Raw genomic sequence first — 15,493 nt, 5'->3', positions numbered from 1 at the left:
GCAAGGCCGCCGCAAGTGGGGTAGGGTCAGGCGCAAACTTACGTTCTAGGAGCAACCAGATGCGCAGTGTTGGTCTCGCCGCGGCTTGTTTTGCCCTCAGCCTGATGGTTGTTCCAGTGTCCTTTGCCCAGGACGTCGCCGCGCCCGCCGTGGTCGCGCCGGCTGAACCGGTCCCAGTGGTCGCTGCGGCCGAGCCCGCCCGGCCCGCCCAGGCCGCAGCCGATGAGCAGACGATCTGCCGGTATGAGAAGCCCATCGGAAGCAAGCGGGCAACGCGTATCTGCAGGACGGCTGCGTCCAAGGAAGAGGCGCGCGAAGATACGCTCGATGCGCTTCGATATCGGCGCGGCACACCGCGCGGCCAATAGCTGGGAATCTGACGGACGTTTCGATCTTCCAGCTGCGGCCGTCCGCAGCGGCGGCCAATTCACAGTTCACCTTTGCCGCGGGCAGGCATCGCGGCATGCGTGTTCCACCCGCCTGTGAGACGTGCAGGAAGGGCGGGGTCGCGCGCCGTTGGAAGCGGGTCTAACGTGACTTCACCGGAGGCCTGTCTGCGGTGGCGTGAACCGCGCCCCGCGGGGCGGCCGAGGCGTCAGCGCTGGCGTGGTGCCTCGAACCTGACGGCACCTCCATCCCGCGGCGTGAACGCCGCGGGATGGCTCGCTTACTTCCGTACGTCCTGCGTATGCGATTTCAGCGCATCCGCCAGCCCCGGTACGCCATTGGCGCCGGTCGGCACGGTGATGCTCGAACCCGCGAACTCGTCGCCGATCGGCTGCGACCGGCCGCCGAGGCAGGTCTCGAGGAAGCCCTCGGCCACCGCGTTGAACGCCTTGTTGTTCTCCGGCCGCGCGAAGCCATGGCCTTCGTCCGGAAACAGCACATAGGTGACCGGGATATTCTTCGCGGTCATGGCCTCGACGATCTGGTCGCTTTCGGCCTGCTTGACGCGCGGGTCGTTGGCGCCCTGGCCGATCAGCAATGGTTTGGTGATCGCGTCGGCACGGCTCAGCGGTGAGCGCTCGGTCAACCAGGCCTTGCCTGCTTCGGTGCGCGGATCGCCCATGCGCCGGGTCAGCTGCTCAAAGAAGCTCGCCCAGTACGGCGGCACCGTCGACAGCAGCGTGTTGAGGTTGGCCGGACCGACGATGTCGACGCCGCAGGCGAAGGTCTCCGGCGTGAACGTCAGGCCGACCAGCGTCGCGTAACCGCCGTAGCTGCCGCCCATGATCGCGACCTTGTCGGACGTGGTGACGCCGCTGTCGACCGCCCACTGCACGGCGTCGATCAGATCGTCGTGCATCTTCGCCGCCCACTCGCCGTTTCCGGCGTTGGTGAAGTCCTTGCCGAAGCCGGTCGAGCCGCGGAAGTTGACGCTCAGCACCGCGTAGCCGCGATTCGCCAGCCACTGGTCCATCGCGCTGTAGCCGTAGCCGTCGCGCGCCCACGGGCCGCCGTGCACCAGCAGCACCATCGGCACCGGCGCATCGGCCTTGCCGTCGTTGTCGGCATCGGCGTGTTTGGGCAGGCTGAGATAGCTGACCAGGGTCAGGCCGTCGCGGGATTTGAGTTCCAGCGGCCACATCGGCACCAGCGGCTTGTCGTCGAGCGCGGGGCGGCCGGAGAACAGCTCGGTCAGCGTGCCTTCGGCGCCTGCCTCGCCGCGATCGTAGCGGTAGTACTTCACCGGCGATTCGGCGGCGGAGTAGGCAACCAGCCAGTGCTTGTCATCCAGCGTGCGGCTGTTGATCGAGACTTCGCCCGGGCCGATCGCTTCGAGCTTGGCGAGATCGGCCTTGATCGAATCGTCGAGCGTCGTCCATTCCTCGCGCAGGTAGTTCACCGATACCGCCTGGAGCACGCCGGTGCGCGGATCGGTCAGGCTGCCGCCGACATCGGCGCGCGGATCCTGATGCACCAGCGTCTTCTCGCCGCCGGCGGTGTCGATCGCGTACAGCGCGGCCGTGTTGCGCTCGCGCGAGTCGGACATGTACAGCGTCCTGCCGTCCTCGGTCAGTCCGGCCGGCGCCGTGGTCAGCACGTCCTCGAACGGGATGTCGTCCTGCACCTCCCACGCGTCACCATTGCGACGCAGGACGTCCATGCCGCCATCGGGCCGGCTGCGCGACGCGAACCGCAGCGCGTAATCGGCATCGGCGATGTAGCCGGCGATCTGGTCGGTGTTCTGTTCGACCAGCGTGCGTTCGCCGCTCGCGAGATCGACCTTGTAGAGATCGTGCCACTGCGCGTCGCGATCATTCATGCCGACCAGCAGCGTGTCGGGCTGACGATGGCTCACGCCGACGACTTGCGCGGTGGTCTTGGGGAACGGGGTCAGGTCGCGGCTCTGTGCGTTCTCGACATCGACCGCGAAGAGGTGGAAATCCTCGTCACCGCCGGTGTCGCGCAGATACAGCAGCGTGCCGGGCTTGTAGGTCCAGAAATAGCTGCGGATGCCGCGCGCGGTGTCCTGGGTGACCGCTTTCGCCGCACCCGGATTGTCGGCCGGTGCGACCCAGACATTCATCGTGCCGTCGACCGGGGCGATCCAGCTGAGGTACTGGCCGTCCGGGCTCAGCTGCACGCCGGCGCGCTCGGGATTGCCGAACAGCGCCTCGCGTGGAATGAGTTCGACATCGGCGAGCGTCGTTGGCGCCGAAGCAGCAGGTGCCTGCACGGCCGGATCGGCAGGTTCGTTGCGACCGCCACAGGCGGCCAGCGCGACGGCAATGCCGGTCGCGAGCAGGAGTTGGCGCATGGTGATTCCCCGGATGAATGGTGCGGGGTGACGCTAGCGCGACTGGGCAAGCACGGTGTTGCAAACCCGTTAAAAGGAGGTCGCAGGCGATCGTTCGACGCGCGTCTCAGGTGCCGGACTGCAAGACGCCTGCGCCGCGATAGCCCAGCGCTTCGGTGAGGTGCGCCGTGGCGATGGCCTCGCTGCCGTCGAGGTCGGCGATCGTGCGCGCGACTCGCAGGATGCGATGCATCGCCCGCGCGGACAGATGCAGGGTCTCGATCGCGCGCTCGAGCAGGGCCTGGTCCCGTGCGGCGAGCCGGCAGTCCCGCGCGGTCGCGCTCTGGTCGAGTCGGGCATTGAGGGTGCCGCCGCGCGCGTGCTGCCGTTCGCGTGCCAAGGCGACGCGTGCGGCGACGTCGGCGCTGGCTTCGCCGCCGGGCGCATCCGGTCGTAGTGCGGCGGGGGGCAAGCGCGGCACGTCGACATGCAGGTCGATGCGGTCCAGCAACGGCCCCGAGATGCGTGCGCGATAGCGGGTGATGACGTCGCTGCTGCAGCGGCAGCGGCTGGAGACGTCGCCGGCCCAGCCGCACGGACACGGGTTCATCGCGGCGACCAGCTGGAAGCGCGCCGGAAATTCACTCTGGCGCGCGGCGCGCGAGATCGTGACGATGCCGGACTCCAGCGGCTCACGCAGCACTTCGAGTGCATGACGTTGCCACTCGGGGAGTTCGTCCAGAAACAGCACGCCGTTGTGCGCGAGCGAGATCTCGCCGGGTCGCGGTTCGGCGCCGCCCCCGACCAGCGCCACGGCGCTGGCGGTGTGGTGCGGATTGCGGAATGGACGCGTCCGCCAGGCGGTCGGGTCCAGGCCGCGTCCACTGACCGACAGCACCGCTGCCGTCTCCAGGGCCTCGGCTTCGCTTGCCGGCGGCAGCAGGCCGGGCAATCGCGACGCCAGCAGGGTCTTGCCGCACCCCGGCGGTCCCACCAGCAACAGGTGATGGCCGCCCGCGGCCGCGATCTCCAGCGCGCGTCGTGCCTGGGCCTGGCCGCGTACATCGCGCAGGTCGATCGTGGGGATGTCGCGCTGCGGCGGCGGCACGGCCTGGGGTAACGGTTTTTGCCCGCCGAGCATCGCGCAGACTTCGAGCAGCGTGCGCGCCGTGTGGACGGCGACGTCGGACGCGAGTGCGGCTTCGGGTCCGTTTGCCGCGGGTACCAGCAGCGCGCGTCCGGTGCCGGCGACCGCGAGTGCGGCCGGCAGGGCGCCATCGATCGCACGCAGTTCGCCGGTCAGGCCGAGCTCGCCGACGAACTCCCAGTCGCGCAGCGACTCGAGTGGAATCTGGCCGCTCGCGGCGAGGATGCCGAGCGCGATCGGCAGGTCGAACCGGCCGCCGCCTTTCGGCAGATCGGCCGGTGCGAGATTGACGGTGATGCGGCGCGCGGGAAATTCGTACTGCGCGCACTGGATCGCGGCGCGGACCCGGTCCTTGGCTTCGCGTACCGCGGCTTCCGGCAACCCGACGATCGACATCGACGGCAGGCCGCCGCCGAGATGCACTTCGACCTTGACCTCGGGGGCGCGGATGCCTGCGCGCGCACGTCCGTGCACGAGCGCAAGTCCCATGGTGTGTCCTCTAGTGGGCGGTGCTGCTCGCGTTGCCGGTCGACGCGGCGCTCGCCGGCGACGACTGGGCCTCGATCTGGCGCACCTGCGCTTCCAGCGCTTCGAGCTTCTCGCGCGTGCGCAGCAGCACCGCGCGCTGGACTTCGAATTCCTCGCGGGTCACCAGGTCCAGCTTGGTCAGGCCCGACTGCAGCACGGCCTTGAAGTTTTCCTGGATCTCTTCGCGGCTCTCGCGCAGGCCCGGTGGCACCAGGCTGCTGAGACGGCGGGCGAGTTCGTCGACGGAATTGAGATCGATCATCACGGTGTCCTTGATTGCATGGCCAGACTCGCCCGGCGGGTGGGTGCATGCCGTCGGTTGCGGCCCTGGGGCGCGGTAGGGGAATCCCGGCGCCTGGCGGGGCGGCACTACAGCATGGGGATGGGGCCGCGACAAGCCGCGGTTGGAGGGGATCGTGTGGGGGGGCGCGTGAGCGTGGCGTATCCTGTTCCCGAATCCATCCGGGGAGGTCCATGCGATGAAAATGGTCATGGCCATCATCAAGCCGTTCAAGCTCGACGACGTGCGCGAAGCGCTCGCCGATGTCGGCGTCAACGGCATCACCGTCACCGAAGTGAAAGGCTTCGGCCGCCAGAAGGGCCACACCGAGCTGTATCGCGGCGCCGAGTACGTGGTCGACTTCCTGCCGAAGGTGAAGCTCGAGATCGTGATCACCGACGACATCGTCGACAACGTGGTCGAGGCGATCCTCAAGTCGGCGGGCATGGGCAAGATCGGCGACGGGAAGATCTTCGTCTACGACCTGGAGCGCGCGGTACGGATCCGGACCGGCGAACTCGACGGGGATGCGATCTAGCGCGCCCGGGTGCATCGGACTGCTCGCGTTGCTGCTGAGCGGCGCGGGCAGCGCGAACGACGGCCCTTTACGGGTGGATCCGCAGCCGGTCTCACACGCCGAATGCGGTTGTGCGCTCACACATGGCGATGCGCCTTGGACCTGGACCTTTGTGCCGCCACTGCTGATGCAGCGCCTCGACGACGGTTCTCCGGCGGTCATCCGCATCGATGGCACGGACCGGGTGCTGCGCGAGGTGACCGGCACGCTGAACGTCTGGGGCGCGCGTTGCGGCATGCCGGTCAATGCCCGCTTCGAGGGCGGGCGCTACGCGGCCTGGTTCGCAGGCTTCGTCACGCGCACCTGTTACGAGAACGAGGGGTGCGAGCACTTCAAGTTCCGCGGACGCCTGTCGGTCGTCCGCGATGATGGCGCGCGCATCGCGCGCCCGGTCACCGGCAGCTGCGGCTGCTGAAGCCTCAGCCCTCGCCCAGCGCCTTCGCCACGAACGGCGGCAGCGACTGCGCGCCCTTGTGGATGTCGGCGGTGTAGTAGAGCGTCTCGAAGGATTTGGCGCGGGCGTCGGCCTCGCGAAAATCGAAGCCCTGGCCCTTGCGCGCCAGCGTGCAGCTCCACCAGCCGGTCGGGTAGCACGGCTGCGGGAACGGCAGGGTCTGGAACGTGGTGAAGCCGGCCTTGCCCATCTCGGCGCGCATGGCCTTGATGAGGTCGAGCAGCACCAGCGGCGATTCGGACTGCTGCACCAGGATGCCGTCGTCCTTCAGCGCGCGATGGCAGCTTTCGAAGAACGCCTTGTTGAACAGGCCTTCGGCGGGGCCGACGGGATCGGTCGAATCGACGATCACGATGTCGACACTGCCGGGCGCGCAGTTCGCCATGTAGGCGATGCCGTCGTCGAACAGGATCTCGGCGCGCGGGTCGCCATTGGATTCACACAGCTCGGGGAAGTACTTCTCCGCCATGCGCGTGACCTGCTCGTCGATGTCGCACTGCACGGCCTTCTCGACGCCCGGGTGGCGCAGCACTTCGCGCAGCGTGCCGCAGTCGCCGCCGCCGATGATGACGACGGTCTTCGGCGCGGCGTGGGTGAACAGCGCGGGGTGCGACATCATCTCGTGGTACAGGAAGTTGTCGCGCGTGGTGACCATCATCGCGCCGTCGATCAGCATGACGTTGCCCCAGTCGGTCGATTCGTAGATCTCGATCTTCTGGAACGGCGACTGCACCTCGTCGAGCTTCGCGTTGACGCGGAAGCCGATCGCCGAGCCGGCGGTGTCGAAGTTTTCGTAGAGCCAGTTCGGGGCGGCCATGCGGGGATTCCGGGCGATTGCGGGGCGCGCATTGTAGCCGAGGCCCCGTGGCAGGCATGGCGCGGCCCCGCTGCGCGCGGGATGCCGCGGCTTCCCCGCGGTGGCCGGTCCCCATAGGATTGGCGGCGGGGATGCGCCGGGGGGCGCGACAGGGGATGACAGGGATGATGTCGGAATCGGATCGCCGTGCGCGCGTCGCGCGGCTGGAAGCGTTCGCGCAGCGCGCGCCCACTGCGTACCGGGTGCGGCTGGCGCTGCTGGCCGGGCTGGGGTTCGGTGTGCTCGGCGGCGCAGTGCTGCTCGCGCTCGGCCTGTCGGTCGGGCTGGTCGTCGTGTTGCTCGCGATCAGTCCGGTGCTGCTGGCGAAGCTGGCGAAGATCGTGTGGATCCCGATCGCCTTCGGCTGGGTGGTGCTGCGCGCGCTGTGGGTCCGCTTCGAGCCGCCGGCCGGACGTCTGCTGGCACCGGGTGAGGCGCCGGCGCTGGTCGCCGAGATCGAGCGTCTGCGGCGCGCGGCGAAGGCGCCCCGGCTGTCGGGTATCCTGATCGACGACGAACTCAATGCAGCGGCCGCCAGCGTGCCGCGCGCGCTCGGACTGCTCGGCCATCGCCATTACCTGGTGCTGGGCCTGCCGCTGATGCAACTGCTCGACCGGCGCCAGTTCGCCTCGGTGGTGGCGCACGAGTTCGGCCATTTCGGCGGTGGGCATGGGCGCTTTTCGGGTTGGATCCACCGCGTGCGGGTGAGCTGGTATCGCGTCCTCGACGGCCTGGACGGGCGCGGTGCCTGGGCCAGCGGCGCGTTCGAACGCTTCTTCCGCTGGTACGCACCGTACTTCGATGCCTACAGCTTCGTGCTGGCCCGCCAGAACGAATACCAGGCCGATGCGATGGCGGCGCGGCTGACCGGTGCCGATGTCGCCGGCAGTGCGCTGGTCCGGGTCAACATCGGTGCCGCCCGGCTCGAGCACGAGTTCTGGCCGTCGGTGATCGAGGCCAACCGGCGCGATGCGCAACCGCCGCGCGGCCTGCAGCATGACATGGCGGCAGCGCTGCGCAGTCGCCATGCGGACGACGAGGCGCGCGTCGCCGCTCGCCTGGCCGCACGCGCCGACGTGCACGACACGCATCCATCGCTCGCCCAACGCCTGCAGGCACTCGGCGTCGTCGCAGGCGATGCGCCGCCGCCGGCGCAGAGTGCCGCGGAGGTGCTGCTCGGCGATCTGTTGCCGGCGCTGGAAGCGGACTTCAGCGACGACTGGCGGCTGCGGGTCGAAGACGGATGGCGCGAACGGCATCGCGCGCATGCTGCCGACAGCGATCGCCTCGGCGAACTGGAAGGCCAGCTGGAACGCACGCCGACCGAGGCCGTCGAACATGCCGCCCTGGTGGAGCGCCTGCATCCGCATGTGGATGCGGTGCCGCTGTACCGCGACGCGGTGCGCAGGGCGCCGGACGATGCATTCGCACACTACCGCCTCGGCGTGCTGCTGCTCGCGCGCGACAACCGCGCCGGCATCGACCTGTTGCACCGCGCCCGCATGCTCGACCCCGACGCTGGCGACGCGGTCAACGAGGTGCTGGCGGAGTTCCATCACCGGCACGACGAACTCGATGCTCTCGACAGCGTGGTCGGCGACCAGCAGGCGCGCGATCGCCTGCGCCGCGATGCAGCGCAGGCGCGCAATGCGCTGTCCGTGCACGACACGCTGTTGCCGCATGGCCTGGATGACGCCGCGATGGACGCGGTCCGTGTCTCGCTGGCGAGCACCGGCAAGGTGGGCCGTGCGTGGATCGTGCGCAAGCACATCGACGGCGACCCGGCCGGGCCGCCGCACTTCCTGGTGCTGGTGAGGTGGCGTGGCCTGGTGTTCGGTGAGGACGCGGCGCTGCAGCGCGTGGTCGACGCCCTCGAGCTGCCGGGGAGCTGGGTGGCCTTCACCGCACCCAACCAGCGGCGTGTGGCGCGGCGCGTCCGCAAGTCCGCGGGTGCGCCCAGCTATCGCCACGGCCAAGCCTGACGCCGGCGGTGTCACCACAGGTTCGGCTGCCAGCCCCTAGACTATGCGGCCTTCACGCCCGCCCGGAATGCTGCCGATGACCGCCTGGTCCACCGACCTCGCCCGCAAGACCTACTCGATCCCGCACTGGAGCGAGGGGTATTTCGACGTCGATGACGCCGGCCGCATCGTCGTGTCGCCGCGCGGCACGCATGGCCCGTCGATCGCGCTGCCCGAGGCGGTGGACGCCGCGCGCGCGAACGGCGCGCAGCTGCCGATGCTGGTGCGTTTCCCCGACATCCTCGGCGACCGCCTCGCGCGGTTGCAGGACGCCTTCGCGCAGGCCCAGGCCGAGTGGGAGTACCCGGGCGGCTACACGGCCGTCTATCCGATCAAGGTCAACCAGCACCAGGGCGTCGCCGGCACGCTGGCCTCGCACCATGGCGACGGCTTCGGCCTGGAGGCGGGCAGCAAGCCGGAGCTGATGGCGGTACTGGCGCTGTCGCGGCCGGGCGGGCTGATCGTCTGCAACGGCTACAAGGATCGCGAGTACATCCGTCTCGCGCTGATCGGCCGCAAGCTCGGCCTGCAGACCTTCATCGTCGTCGAGAAGCCGTCCGAGCTCGCGCTGGTGATGGAAGAAGCCGCGGCGCTCGGCGTGAAGCCGGGCCTCGGCGTGCGCATGCGCCTGGCATCGCTCGGCGCCGGCAAGTGGCAGAACAGCGGCGGCGACAAGGCCAAGTTCGGCCTCAATCCGCGCCAGCTGCTGGATCTGTGGAAGAAGTTGCGCGACGCCGGCATGGCCGACTGCCTGCAGCTGCTGCATTTCCACATGGGCTCGCAGATCTCCAACGTCCGCGACATTTCCAACGGCATGCGCGAGGCGGTGCGTTACTTCGTCGAGCTGACCAAGCTCGGTGCGACGATCACCCACGTCGATGTCGGCGGCGGCCTCGGCGTCGACTACGAAGGCACGCGCTCGCGCAGCTACAACTCGGTCAACTACGGCATTCGCCAGTACGCGGGTTCCATCGTGCAGCCGCTGGCCCAGGCCTGCGCCGAGCACGGCCTCACCCCGCCGCGCATCGTCACCGAATGCGGACGCGCGATGACCGCGCACCATGCGGTGCTGGTCGCCAACGTGTCCGAAGTCGAACGCGCGCCGGAAGGCCGCGTGCCCGACGTGCACGACGACGAGCCGGCCGTGGTCTCGAACCTCCGCGAGCTGCACGCCGAACTGACCTCGCGTCCGGCGGTCGAGCTGTTCCACGAGGCACAGCACCAGCATGCCGAAGGTCTGGCGCTGTACGCGCTCGGCCAGATGGACCTTGTCCATCGCGCGCGCATCGACGATCTGTTCTATGCGATCGCGCACGCCGTGCGCGCGCGGCTGAGCTACGACGAGAAGAGCCACCGGCCGCTGCTCGACGAACTCAACGAGCGTCTGGTCGACAAGTACTTCGTCAATTTCAGCGTGTTCGAATCGATGCCCGACGTCTGGGCGATCGACCAGGTGTTCCCGATCGTGCCGATCGAGCGCCTGGACGAGATGCCCGAGCGTCGCGGCGTGATCGCCGATCTGACCTGCGACTCCGACGGCAAGATCGACATCTACGTCGAGAACGAGGATCTGGACACCTCGCTGCCGCTGCATCCGCTGCGCAAGGGAGAGCAGTATCGACTTGGCTTCTTCATGGTCGGCGCCTACCAGGAAATCCTCGGCGACATCCACAATCTGTTCGGCGACACCGACGCGGTGGAAGTGAAGATCCAGGGCGACGGCATCACGGTCGTGCAGCAGCGTCGCGGCGACACCACCGACGTGATGCTCGATTACGTGGGCTACAAGCTGGCCGACCTGCGCGCGCGCTACACCGCCCTGGTGGACGATGCGGCGCTCGCCGCTGACGAAGCGCAGGCGCTCAAGGACGCGCTGGAAGCCGGGCTCACCGGCTACACGTATCTGGACGACACGCCGCTGGAATGACCGTTGGGGACGCCGCGCGGTTCAGCGCGGCGTCTGGCGGTGGAAGCGGTGCAGCTCCTCGCGCGTGGTCACGCCATCGCGGTTGAAATCGGCTTCCAGCAATTGGCTGATGCCTCGCTGGATGTAGTCTTCGCGGGTGACCCGGCCATCCTGATCGAAGTCGAAGTACACGAACGCATTGGCGGTCACCTGTTCGAGGATCGCGGGCGTCAACGTGGCGCTGCCAGCACTCGCCTGCGCGTGGAGAAGCTGTTGCTTGCGGACTTCATCGCGACTCAGCAGACCGTTGCCGTCGAGATCGTACCTGTCGAAATCCGCACCCGAGTCCGGCCTGATCTCGGCAGGTGTGATGCGTCCGTCTCGATCGGTGTCGACGCGCGCGAACAGGCCGGGCACGTCGAACGTCGTCTGGGCGGTCGAGATCGACGGCGCGATCACGGCAGCCATTGTGGCCGCGACAAACCAGGTCTTCATGGGTCCAGCATCCTGCCGAAGGTCGGAGCGCCACGTTAGCAACGCGCCGCGCCGGAGAGGGCGCGACCACGCATCGGATTAACCCGCTTCGTTTCCGGCATGCAGCAGCCTGCCGCTGCGCGCAATGGGGGCGCCGCCACGAATTATGCTCACCGGGCATCGCGTGGCCGACCGGTCACCGCGTCCCTGTCACGGAGCCCACCCATGAAACGGTCCCATCTTGCCCGCGCCGTCCTCGCCATCGCACTGACCGCCATCCTCGCGGCCTGTGCCGACCCTGCGCCGCTACCGGCCACCGTCGACGCGCCGCCACCGCCGATGGCGACCGCCGACACCGCGCCTGCCAGCGACAGTGCCGACGTGCATCGCTTCACGATCGGCAGCCTCGACGCCGCGGTGCTGCGCGATGGCGACATCCGCGTGCCCAACGACGGCAAGACGCTCGCCGTCGGCATCCCGAAGCCCGAGGTCGATGCGGTGCTGGCACAGGCCGGCGAGCCGACGGACACGGTGCATCTGGCCGTGCAGGCACTGCTGGTGCGCAGCGGCGACCGGGTGCTGCTGTTCGACACCGGCGCCGGCAATGCCGACTTCGCCGATGCCGGCCGCCTGCCCGCATCGTTGCGCGCAGCGGGTGTCGAGCCGGCGCAGGTCACCGACATCTTCATCAGCCACGCGCACCCCGACCACGTCGGCGGTCTGACCGATGGCGCCGGCCAGGCCCTGTTCGCCAATGCGACCGTGCACCTGTCGGCGCCGGAATGGCAGGCGGTGCAGGCCGGGCCTGCGAACGCCGCGCTGGTCGCCGCGATCTCGCCGCGCGTCGATGCGTTCGCGCCGGGCGCCGAGGTCGTGCCCGGGGTCACCGCGATTCCGGTCGAGGGCCACACGCCGGGCCACAGTGCCTACGAGATCGTCGACGGCGATGCCCGCCTGCTCTACATCGGCGACGCCGCGCATCACTTTGCGGTGTCGGTGCAGCGCCCGCAGTGGACGATCGCGTTCGATGGCGACGCGCCGGTCGCTGAGGCCAGCCGCGAGGCCCTGCTGGCGCGCGTGGCCGACAACGCGGAGACCATCGCCTCGCCGCATTTCCCGTATCCGGGCCTGGGTCGGATCGTGCGCCGCGATGGCGGCTTCGCCTGGGCGCCGTTGCAGTGAACCCGGCGGGCGCATCGCCGCGCGGGCGATGCGCCTCCGGTGTCTTCAGCGCGCTGGCGCGACGACACCCTGGTGCATGCGGACCAGTTCCGCCCGCGTGACCGTGCCGTCGCCGTCGCCGTCGTGGTCCGCTTTCAGCAGGCTGTCCACGAACGCCTGTCGCGTTTCCGCGCGCGTGATCCGGCCGTTGCCGTCGGCATCCCAGAGCTGCATCGTGGTCTGTCGCAGCATGACGTGGATCTCGGGCGGAAACCCGGCGCCGCCCGGGCTGCCCTTCGCGATCTGCGGATCCAGCTCGGCGAGCACGAGCACGTCGTCCCGGTTCACGTCGAGTGTGCGGAACACCCGCCCCGCTTCCGCGCGGGCTTCGGCCTGATCGATCACGCCATCGCGATTGGCATCCTGCGCGGCGAACATGCGGTCGACTTCTGGACTGGCGGATGCGGTCGTGGAGACGACCAGCAGCGGGACGAGCAGGGCGGCGGTGCAGAGGTTCCGGAACATGACGACTCCTTGTCGGCGGGACGCGCGTGCGTGCGCGCCTCGAGTGTAGCGAGGCCAGGTGTACGTACGGCCTGGCGCTTCGTCAGCCCTCGCGATGGATCTGGAACCCCGCGAACGACTGGCTCACCGGCATCACTTCGAGCCGGTTGATGTTGAGGTGCGGCGGCAGGTTGGCGACCCACCACAGCGTCTCGGCGATGTCGTCGGCGACGATCGGCCGGGTGCCGGCATAGAGCGTGTCGGAGGCACCCTGGTCACCACTGGTGCGCACCAGGGTGAACTCGGTTTCGGCCAGGCCCGGTTCGATCGAGGTCACGCGCACGCCGGTGCCGTGCAGATCGGCGCGCAGGCCCAGCGAGAACTGGGTGACGAAGGCCTTCGTGCCGCCGTAGGTGTTGCCGCCGGGATACGGATAGCTGCCGGCGATGGAGCTGACGTTGAGGATCGCGCCGCGGCGTTCGATCAGCGTCGGCAGCAGCGCGTGCGTCAGCGTGACCAGCGCAGTGACATTGGTGTCGATCATCTGCCGCCACTGCGCGAGGTCCGCGCGCTGCGCCGGCGCGGTGCCGAGTGCGAGACCGGCGTTGTTGACCAGCGCGTCGACGTCGCGGAAGTCCGCCGGCAGCGCATCGAGCGCGGCGTGCATCGCGGCTTCGTCGCGGATGTCGAACGCGGCCGTGTGCAGGCGTTCGCTGCCGTGCGCATCGACCAGTGCCTGCAACCGATCGGCGCGACGACCGGTTGCGATCACGCGCCAGCCGCCATCGAGGAAGCGGGCGACGGTGGCGGCGCCGAAACCGGAGGTGCCGCCGGTGATGAGAATGGTGCGGGTCATGGCGGACTCTCCTGGACGCAGTGCGCGCCGACGTGCGGCGCGGGATCGAAGCGGGATGGGGTGATCGCGACGCGCGCGCTGCGCGCCGGACTGCGGCTCAGTCGGACGCCTGGTCCGCGCAGCACTTCTTGTACTTCTTGCCGCTGCCGCAGCTGCAGGGATCGTTGCGGCCGGGCACGTCGGCGCGCTTCGCCGGTGCCGGACGACGGTCGTGCAGACGTTGCAGGTACATGTCGTAGAGCATGTCCGGCAGGTCATAGGTCAGGTCGAAACGCTCGTCGAGGGTGAGCATCTCCTCCGCCGTCATCTCCGCGTCCGCCAGCTGCGACGGATCGACGATCGCCAGACGCGTGATCACGCCCAGATCGTTGTCGATCGCCTCGTGGTCTTCCATCCACTTCGCCCACGCGTCTTCGAACTGCGCGGCGCCGCGCAGGAAGCCGGCGGCCCAGGCCGCGGCGAACGGAAAGTCTTCGGGAATGCCGTCGAGCGCATCGGCGCCGTCGGCCTTCTCGTCGCCTTCGGATTCGGGCGGCAGGCCGAGCAGCGGCATCAGCGCCTCGCGATCGTTCGCTTCCGAAGGATCGTGGCGGATGCGCTGTTCGACCTCGGCGGCCAGTCGCGTGATCAGCGCTTCGGCTTCGCGGGTCTGGCGCTCGTCGCGACGCGGCACCTCGCCCGTGCCCCAGACGGCCGGGAACACCGTCGGCAGTTCGACGTCGACCGGCCCGACCGCGAGCGCGGACAGGAAGCCGTCGAGCATTTCCAGATTGCCGAGGCCGGTCTCGGGGTCGGTGCAGCGGTCGAGCAGCACATCGAGCCGGTCGAGGTCGGTGTCGCTGAGGGCGGTCGTGGGCTGGGTGGTCATGCGGGTCGGCAACGTGCGGGGTGGTACAGCTTACCCGCTGGCGTCAGCACGCCGGCCGCTCACCAGATCCCGGGCAGCAGGCGGCGCGTCGTGCGTGCGTAGGCGGGGTAGTCGACCGGGAACGCCGCCGACAGCGCGGCTTCCTCGACGCGGATGCGCCCGCGCAGCGCGAGCCACAACGGCGCCGCGACGACCAGCGGCGCCAGCCAGCTGCCGAGAACGCACAGAAACCCCGCGAACGTCATCAGCAGTCCCGTGTACGAGGGATGGCGCAGCTGCCGGTAGGGACCGCTGCGGATCAGCCTGTGGTCGGCGGCGATCGCGACATCGACGGTGAAGTGCTCGGCGAGCACGCGGATCGCCCACCAGCGGAACAGCATGCCGGCGAGCATGAGTGCACAGCCGCCCCACAGCAGCGTGGGCTGCCAGGCCGGCGGAAACCGGCCCGGTGGCCAGATCGACACGAGCATCGCCACGGTCACGCAGCCGCCGATCACCAGCACCAGCCGCGCGAGCGTGCCGGCATCGCGCCGGCGATCCGACGCGCGATGACGCAGTCCGATCCACAGCTCGCTCAGGCACCACAACACACTCATCGCCGCGAACACGAGGACGCCGGCCATGGGCAGGCTCCGGAAGAGGGAGAGACGAGCCTTGCAGGCTCAGTGTGATGTCGGAGTGCCGGGCCCGGCTTTGGCAGGCGGTTTGCGGGCCGGTGTATCCGCCTCCACCGGCTCGCTCGGCACGCGGCGCCGGCCGGTCGTGGACTTGCCACGCGTGCGGGCCCGGGTCGCCCGGTGTTTCTGCAGCATGTCCTCGGCCAGCACCACGTCCTCGGACAGGATGCCGGCCGCACGCGCGATGGCGATGCGCGCCGCCGCCCGGTTCTCGTCCGGATTGGCCTGCAGCAGCTCGCGGATCGCCTCGCGCACCGACGCCTGCGCGGTGTGCTTCAGCTTCAGGTCGCTGCCCTGCTGGAACAGCGCCAGCAGCACGTCGACGACGGGTTTGATCAGTGCCGCTTCGATGGTCATGGCGCCCTTCCTCCCTTGAGCCTCCATTGTCCGCAGGCCGATCGCGCGGGCTGCGATCCGGATGGGACGGGGGGCACGGAATGGGGC

General features: G+C 69.3%; 16 protein-coding genes. 6 read left to right on the top strand and 10 right to left on the bottom strand.

Features of this window, described 5'->3' with window-relative positions:
- The first annotated feature begins 59 nt into the window (after positions 1-59).
- On the top strand, positions 60-368 hold the full coding sequence (locus CURTO8I2_RS10995) for a hypothetical protein (RefSeq protein WP_159681112.1): 309 nt from the start codon (positions 60-62) through the stop codon (positions 366-368).
- A gap of 299 nt (positions 369-667) precedes the next feature.
- Here CURTO8I2_RS10995 and CURTO8I2_RS10990 read toward each other — a convergent pair whose 3' ends face one another.
- From CURTO8I2_RS10990 to CURTO8I2_RS10980, 3 genes are all read right to left on the bottom strand, one after another.
- Positions 668-2,761: a S9 family peptidase gene (locus CURTO8I2_RS10990; protein ID WP_159681111.1), complete on the bottom strand. Its 2,094-nt coding sequence runs from the start codon at positions 2,759-2,761 to the stop codon at positions 668-670.
- Positions 2,762-2,867: 106 nt separating this feature from the next.
- The gene (locus tag CURTO8I2_RS10985; RefSeq protein WP_159681110.1) at positions 2,868-4,376 is read right to left on the bottom strand and encodes a YifB family Mg chelatase-like AAA ATPase; all 1,509 of its coding nucleotides are present in this window, start codon (positions 4,374-4,376) and stop codon (positions 2,868-2,870) included.
- Between the two features lie 10 nt (positions 4,377-4,386).
- Complete coding sequence (locus CURTO8I2_RS10980; RefSeq protein WP_159681109.1) at positions 4,387-4,677, bottom strand: accessory factor UbiK family protein; 291 nt, start codon at positions 4,675-4,677, stop codon at positions 4,387-4,389.
- Between the two features lie 217 nt (positions 4,678-4,894).
- Here CURTO8I2_RS10980 and CURTO8I2_RS10975 point away from each other — a divergent pair, with 217 nt between their 5' ends.
- A complete protein-coding gene (locus tag CURTO8I2_RS10975; protein WP_159681108.1) occupies positions 4,895-5,233 on the top strand; it encodes a P-II family nitrogen regulator in 339 nt (112 codons plus the stop codon).
- A gap of 151 nt (positions 5,234-5,384) precedes the next feature.
- Positions 5,385-5,687: a hypothetical protein gene (locus CURTO8I2_RS10970; protein ID WP_159681107.1), complete on the top strand. Its 303-nt coding sequence runs from the start codon at positions 5,385-5,387 to the stop codon at positions 5,685-5,687.
- A 4-nt stretch (positions 5,688-5,691) separates the two neighbouring features.
- On the opposite strand, the gene speE is transcribed toward CURTO8I2_RS10970, so the two are convergent.
- A complete protein-coding gene (gene speE / locus CURTO8I2_RS10965) occupies positions 5,692-6,543 on the bottom strand; it encodes a polyamine aminopropyltransferase (RefSeq protein WP_159681106.1) in 852 nt (283 codons plus the stop codon).
- A gap of 167 nt (positions 6,544-6,710) precedes the next feature.
- Between speE and CURTO8I2_RS10960 the strand changes: the two genes are divergently transcribed.
- Positions 6,711-8,564: a M48 family metallopeptidase gene (locus tag CURTO8I2_RS10960; RefSeq protein ID WP_159681105.1), complete on the top strand. Its 1,854-nt coding sequence runs from the start codon at positions 6,711-6,713 to the stop codon at positions 8,562-8,564.
- Positions 8,565-8,640: 76 nt separating this feature from the next.
- Positions 8,641-10,530 (top strand): arginine decarboxylase, encoded by a 1,890-nt coding sequence (gene speA, locus CURTO8I2_RS10955; protein ID WP_159681104.1) that lies wholly within the window; start codon positions 8,641-8,643, stop codon positions 10,528-10,530.
- A 21-nt stretch (positions 10,531-10,551) separates the two neighbouring features.
- On the opposite strand, the gene CURTO8I2_RS10950 is transcribed toward speA, so the two are convergent.
- Complete coding sequence (locus CURTO8I2_RS10950) at positions 10,552-11,004, bottom strand: EF-hand domain-containing protein (protein ID WP_159681103.1); 453 nt, start codon at positions 11,002-11,004, stop codon at positions 10,552-10,554.
- 204 nt (positions 11,005-11,208) lie between these two features.
- Here CURTO8I2_RS10950 and CURTO8I2_RS10945 point away from each other — a divergent pair, with 204 nt between their 5' ends.
- Positions 11,209-12,165: an MBL fold metallo-hydrolase gene (locus CURTO8I2_RS10945; protein WP_159681102.1), complete on the top strand. Its 957-nt coding sequence runs from the start codon at positions 11,209-11,211 to the stop codon at positions 12,163-12,165.
- A gap of 45 nt (positions 12,166-12,210) precedes the next feature.
- Here CURTO8I2_RS10945 and CURTO8I2_RS10940 read toward each other — a convergent pair whose 3' ends face one another.
- The 5 genes from CURTO8I2_RS10940 to CURTO8I2_RS10920 all read right to left on the bottom strand — a co-directional run bounded on the left by CURTO8I2_RS10940 (position 12,211) and on the right by CURTO8I2_RS10920 (position 15,406).
- The gene (locus tag CURTO8I2_RS10940; protein WP_159681101.1) at positions 12,211-12,669 is read right to left on the bottom strand and encodes a hypothetical protein; all 459 of its coding nucleotides are present in this window, start codon (positions 12,667-12,669) and stop codon (positions 12,211-12,213) included.
- Between the two features lie 82 nt (positions 12,670-12,751).
- Entirely contained in the window at positions 12,752-13,504 is a 753-nt protein-coding gene (locus CURTO8I2_RS10935) for an SDR family NAD(P)-dependent oxidoreductase (RefSeq protein WP_159681100.1), read from the bottom strand.
- A 97-nt stretch (positions 13,505-13,601) separates the two neighbouring features.
- Positions 13,602-14,372: a UPF0149 family protein gene (locus tag CURTO8I2_RS10930; protein ID WP_159681664.1), complete on the bottom strand. Its 771-nt coding sequence runs from the start codon at positions 14,370-14,372 to the stop codon at positions 13,602-13,604.
- Between the two features lie 59 nt (positions 14,373-14,431).
- The gene (locus CURTO8I2_RS10925) at positions 14,432-14,995 is read right to left on the bottom strand and encodes an isoprenylcysteine carboxylmethyltransferase family protein (protein WP_159681099.1); all 564 of its coding nucleotides are present in this window, start codon (positions 14,993-14,995) and stop codon (positions 14,432-14,434) included.
- Positions 14,996-15,034: 39 nt separating this feature from the next.
- On the bottom strand, positions 15,035-15,406 hold the full coding sequence (locus CURTO8I2_RS10920; RefSeq protein ID WP_159681098.1) for a hypothetical protein: 372 nt from the start codon (positions 15,404-15,406) through the stop codon (positions 15,035-15,037).
- Positions 15,407-15,493: the final 87 nt, after the last annotated feature.

The sequence above is a fragment of the Luteimonas sp. 9C genome (assembly GCF_902506295.1).
GTDB lineage: Bacteria > Pseudomonadota > Gammaproteobacteria > Xanthomonadales > Xanthomonadaceae > Luteimonas.
Note: the sequence above shows the minus strand (reverse complement) of the source record. Positions and strands in the feature narration are given on the sequence as shown.

Excerpts from the sequence above, each read along its gene's own strand:
- CURTO8I2_RS10995 (WP_159681112.1), top strand. The coding sequence starts at position 60 with ATGCGCAGTGTTGGTCTCGCCGCGGCTTGTTTTGCCCTCAGCCTGATG.
- CURTO8I2_RS10990 (WP_159681111.1), bottom strand. The coding sequence starts at position 2,761 with ATGCGCCAACTCCTGCTCGCGACCGGCATTGCCGTCGCGCTGGCCGCC.
- CURTO8I2_RS10985 (WP_159681110.1), bottom strand. The coding sequence starts at position 4,376 with ATGGGACTTGCGCTCGTGCACGGACGTGCGCGCGCAGGCATCCGCGCC.
- CURTO8I2_RS10980 (WP_159681109.1), bottom strand. The coding sequence starts at position 4,677 with ATGATCGATCTCAATTCCGTCGACGAACTCGCCCGCCGTCTCAGCAGC.
- CURTO8I2_RS10975 (WP_159681108.1), top strand. The coding sequence starts at position 4,895 with ATGAAAATGGTCATGGCCATCATCAAGCCGTTCAAGCTCGACGACGTG.
- speE (WP_159681106.1), bottom strand. The coding sequence starts at position 6,543 with ATGGCCGCCCCGAACTGGCTCTACGAAAACTTCGACACCGCCGGCTCG.
- CURTO8I2_RS10960 (WP_159681105.1), top strand. The coding sequence starts at position 6,711 with ATGTCGGAATCGGATCGCCGTGCGCGCGTCGCGCGGCTGGAAGCGTTC.
- speA (WP_159681104.1), top strand. The coding sequence starts at position 8,641 with ATGACCGCCTGGTCCACCGACCTCGCCCGCAAGACCTACTCGATCCCG.
- CURTO8I2_RS10950 (WP_159681103.1), bottom strand. The coding sequence starts at position 11,004 with ATGAAGACCTGGTTTGTCGCGGCCACAATGGCTGCCGTGATCGCGCCG.
- CURTO8I2_RS10945 (WP_159681102.1), top strand. The coding sequence starts at position 11,209 with ATGAAACGGTCCCATCTTGCCCGCGCCGTCCTCGCCATCGCACTGACC.
- CURTO8I2_RS10940 (WP_159681101.1), bottom strand. The coding sequence starts at position 12,669 with ATGTTCCGGAACCTCTGCACCGCCGCCCTGCTCGTCCCGCTGCTGGTC.
- CURTO8I2_RS10935 (WP_159681100.1), bottom strand. The coding sequence starts at position 13,504 with ATGACCCGCACCATTCTCATCACCGGCGGCACCTCCGGTTTCGGCGCC.
- CURTO8I2_RS10930 (WP_159681664.1), bottom strand. The coding sequence starts at position 14,372 with ATGACCACCCAGCCCACGACCGCCCTCAGCGACACCGACCTCGACCGG.
- CURTO8I2_RS10925 (WP_159681099.1), bottom strand. The coding sequence starts at position 14,995 with ATGGCCGGCGTCCTCGTGTTCGCGGCGATGAGTGTGTTGTGGTGCCTG.
- CURTO8I2_RS10920 (WP_159681098.1), bottom strand. The coding sequence starts at position 15,406 with ATGACCATCGAAGCGGCACTGATCAAACCCGTCGTCGACGTGCTGCTG.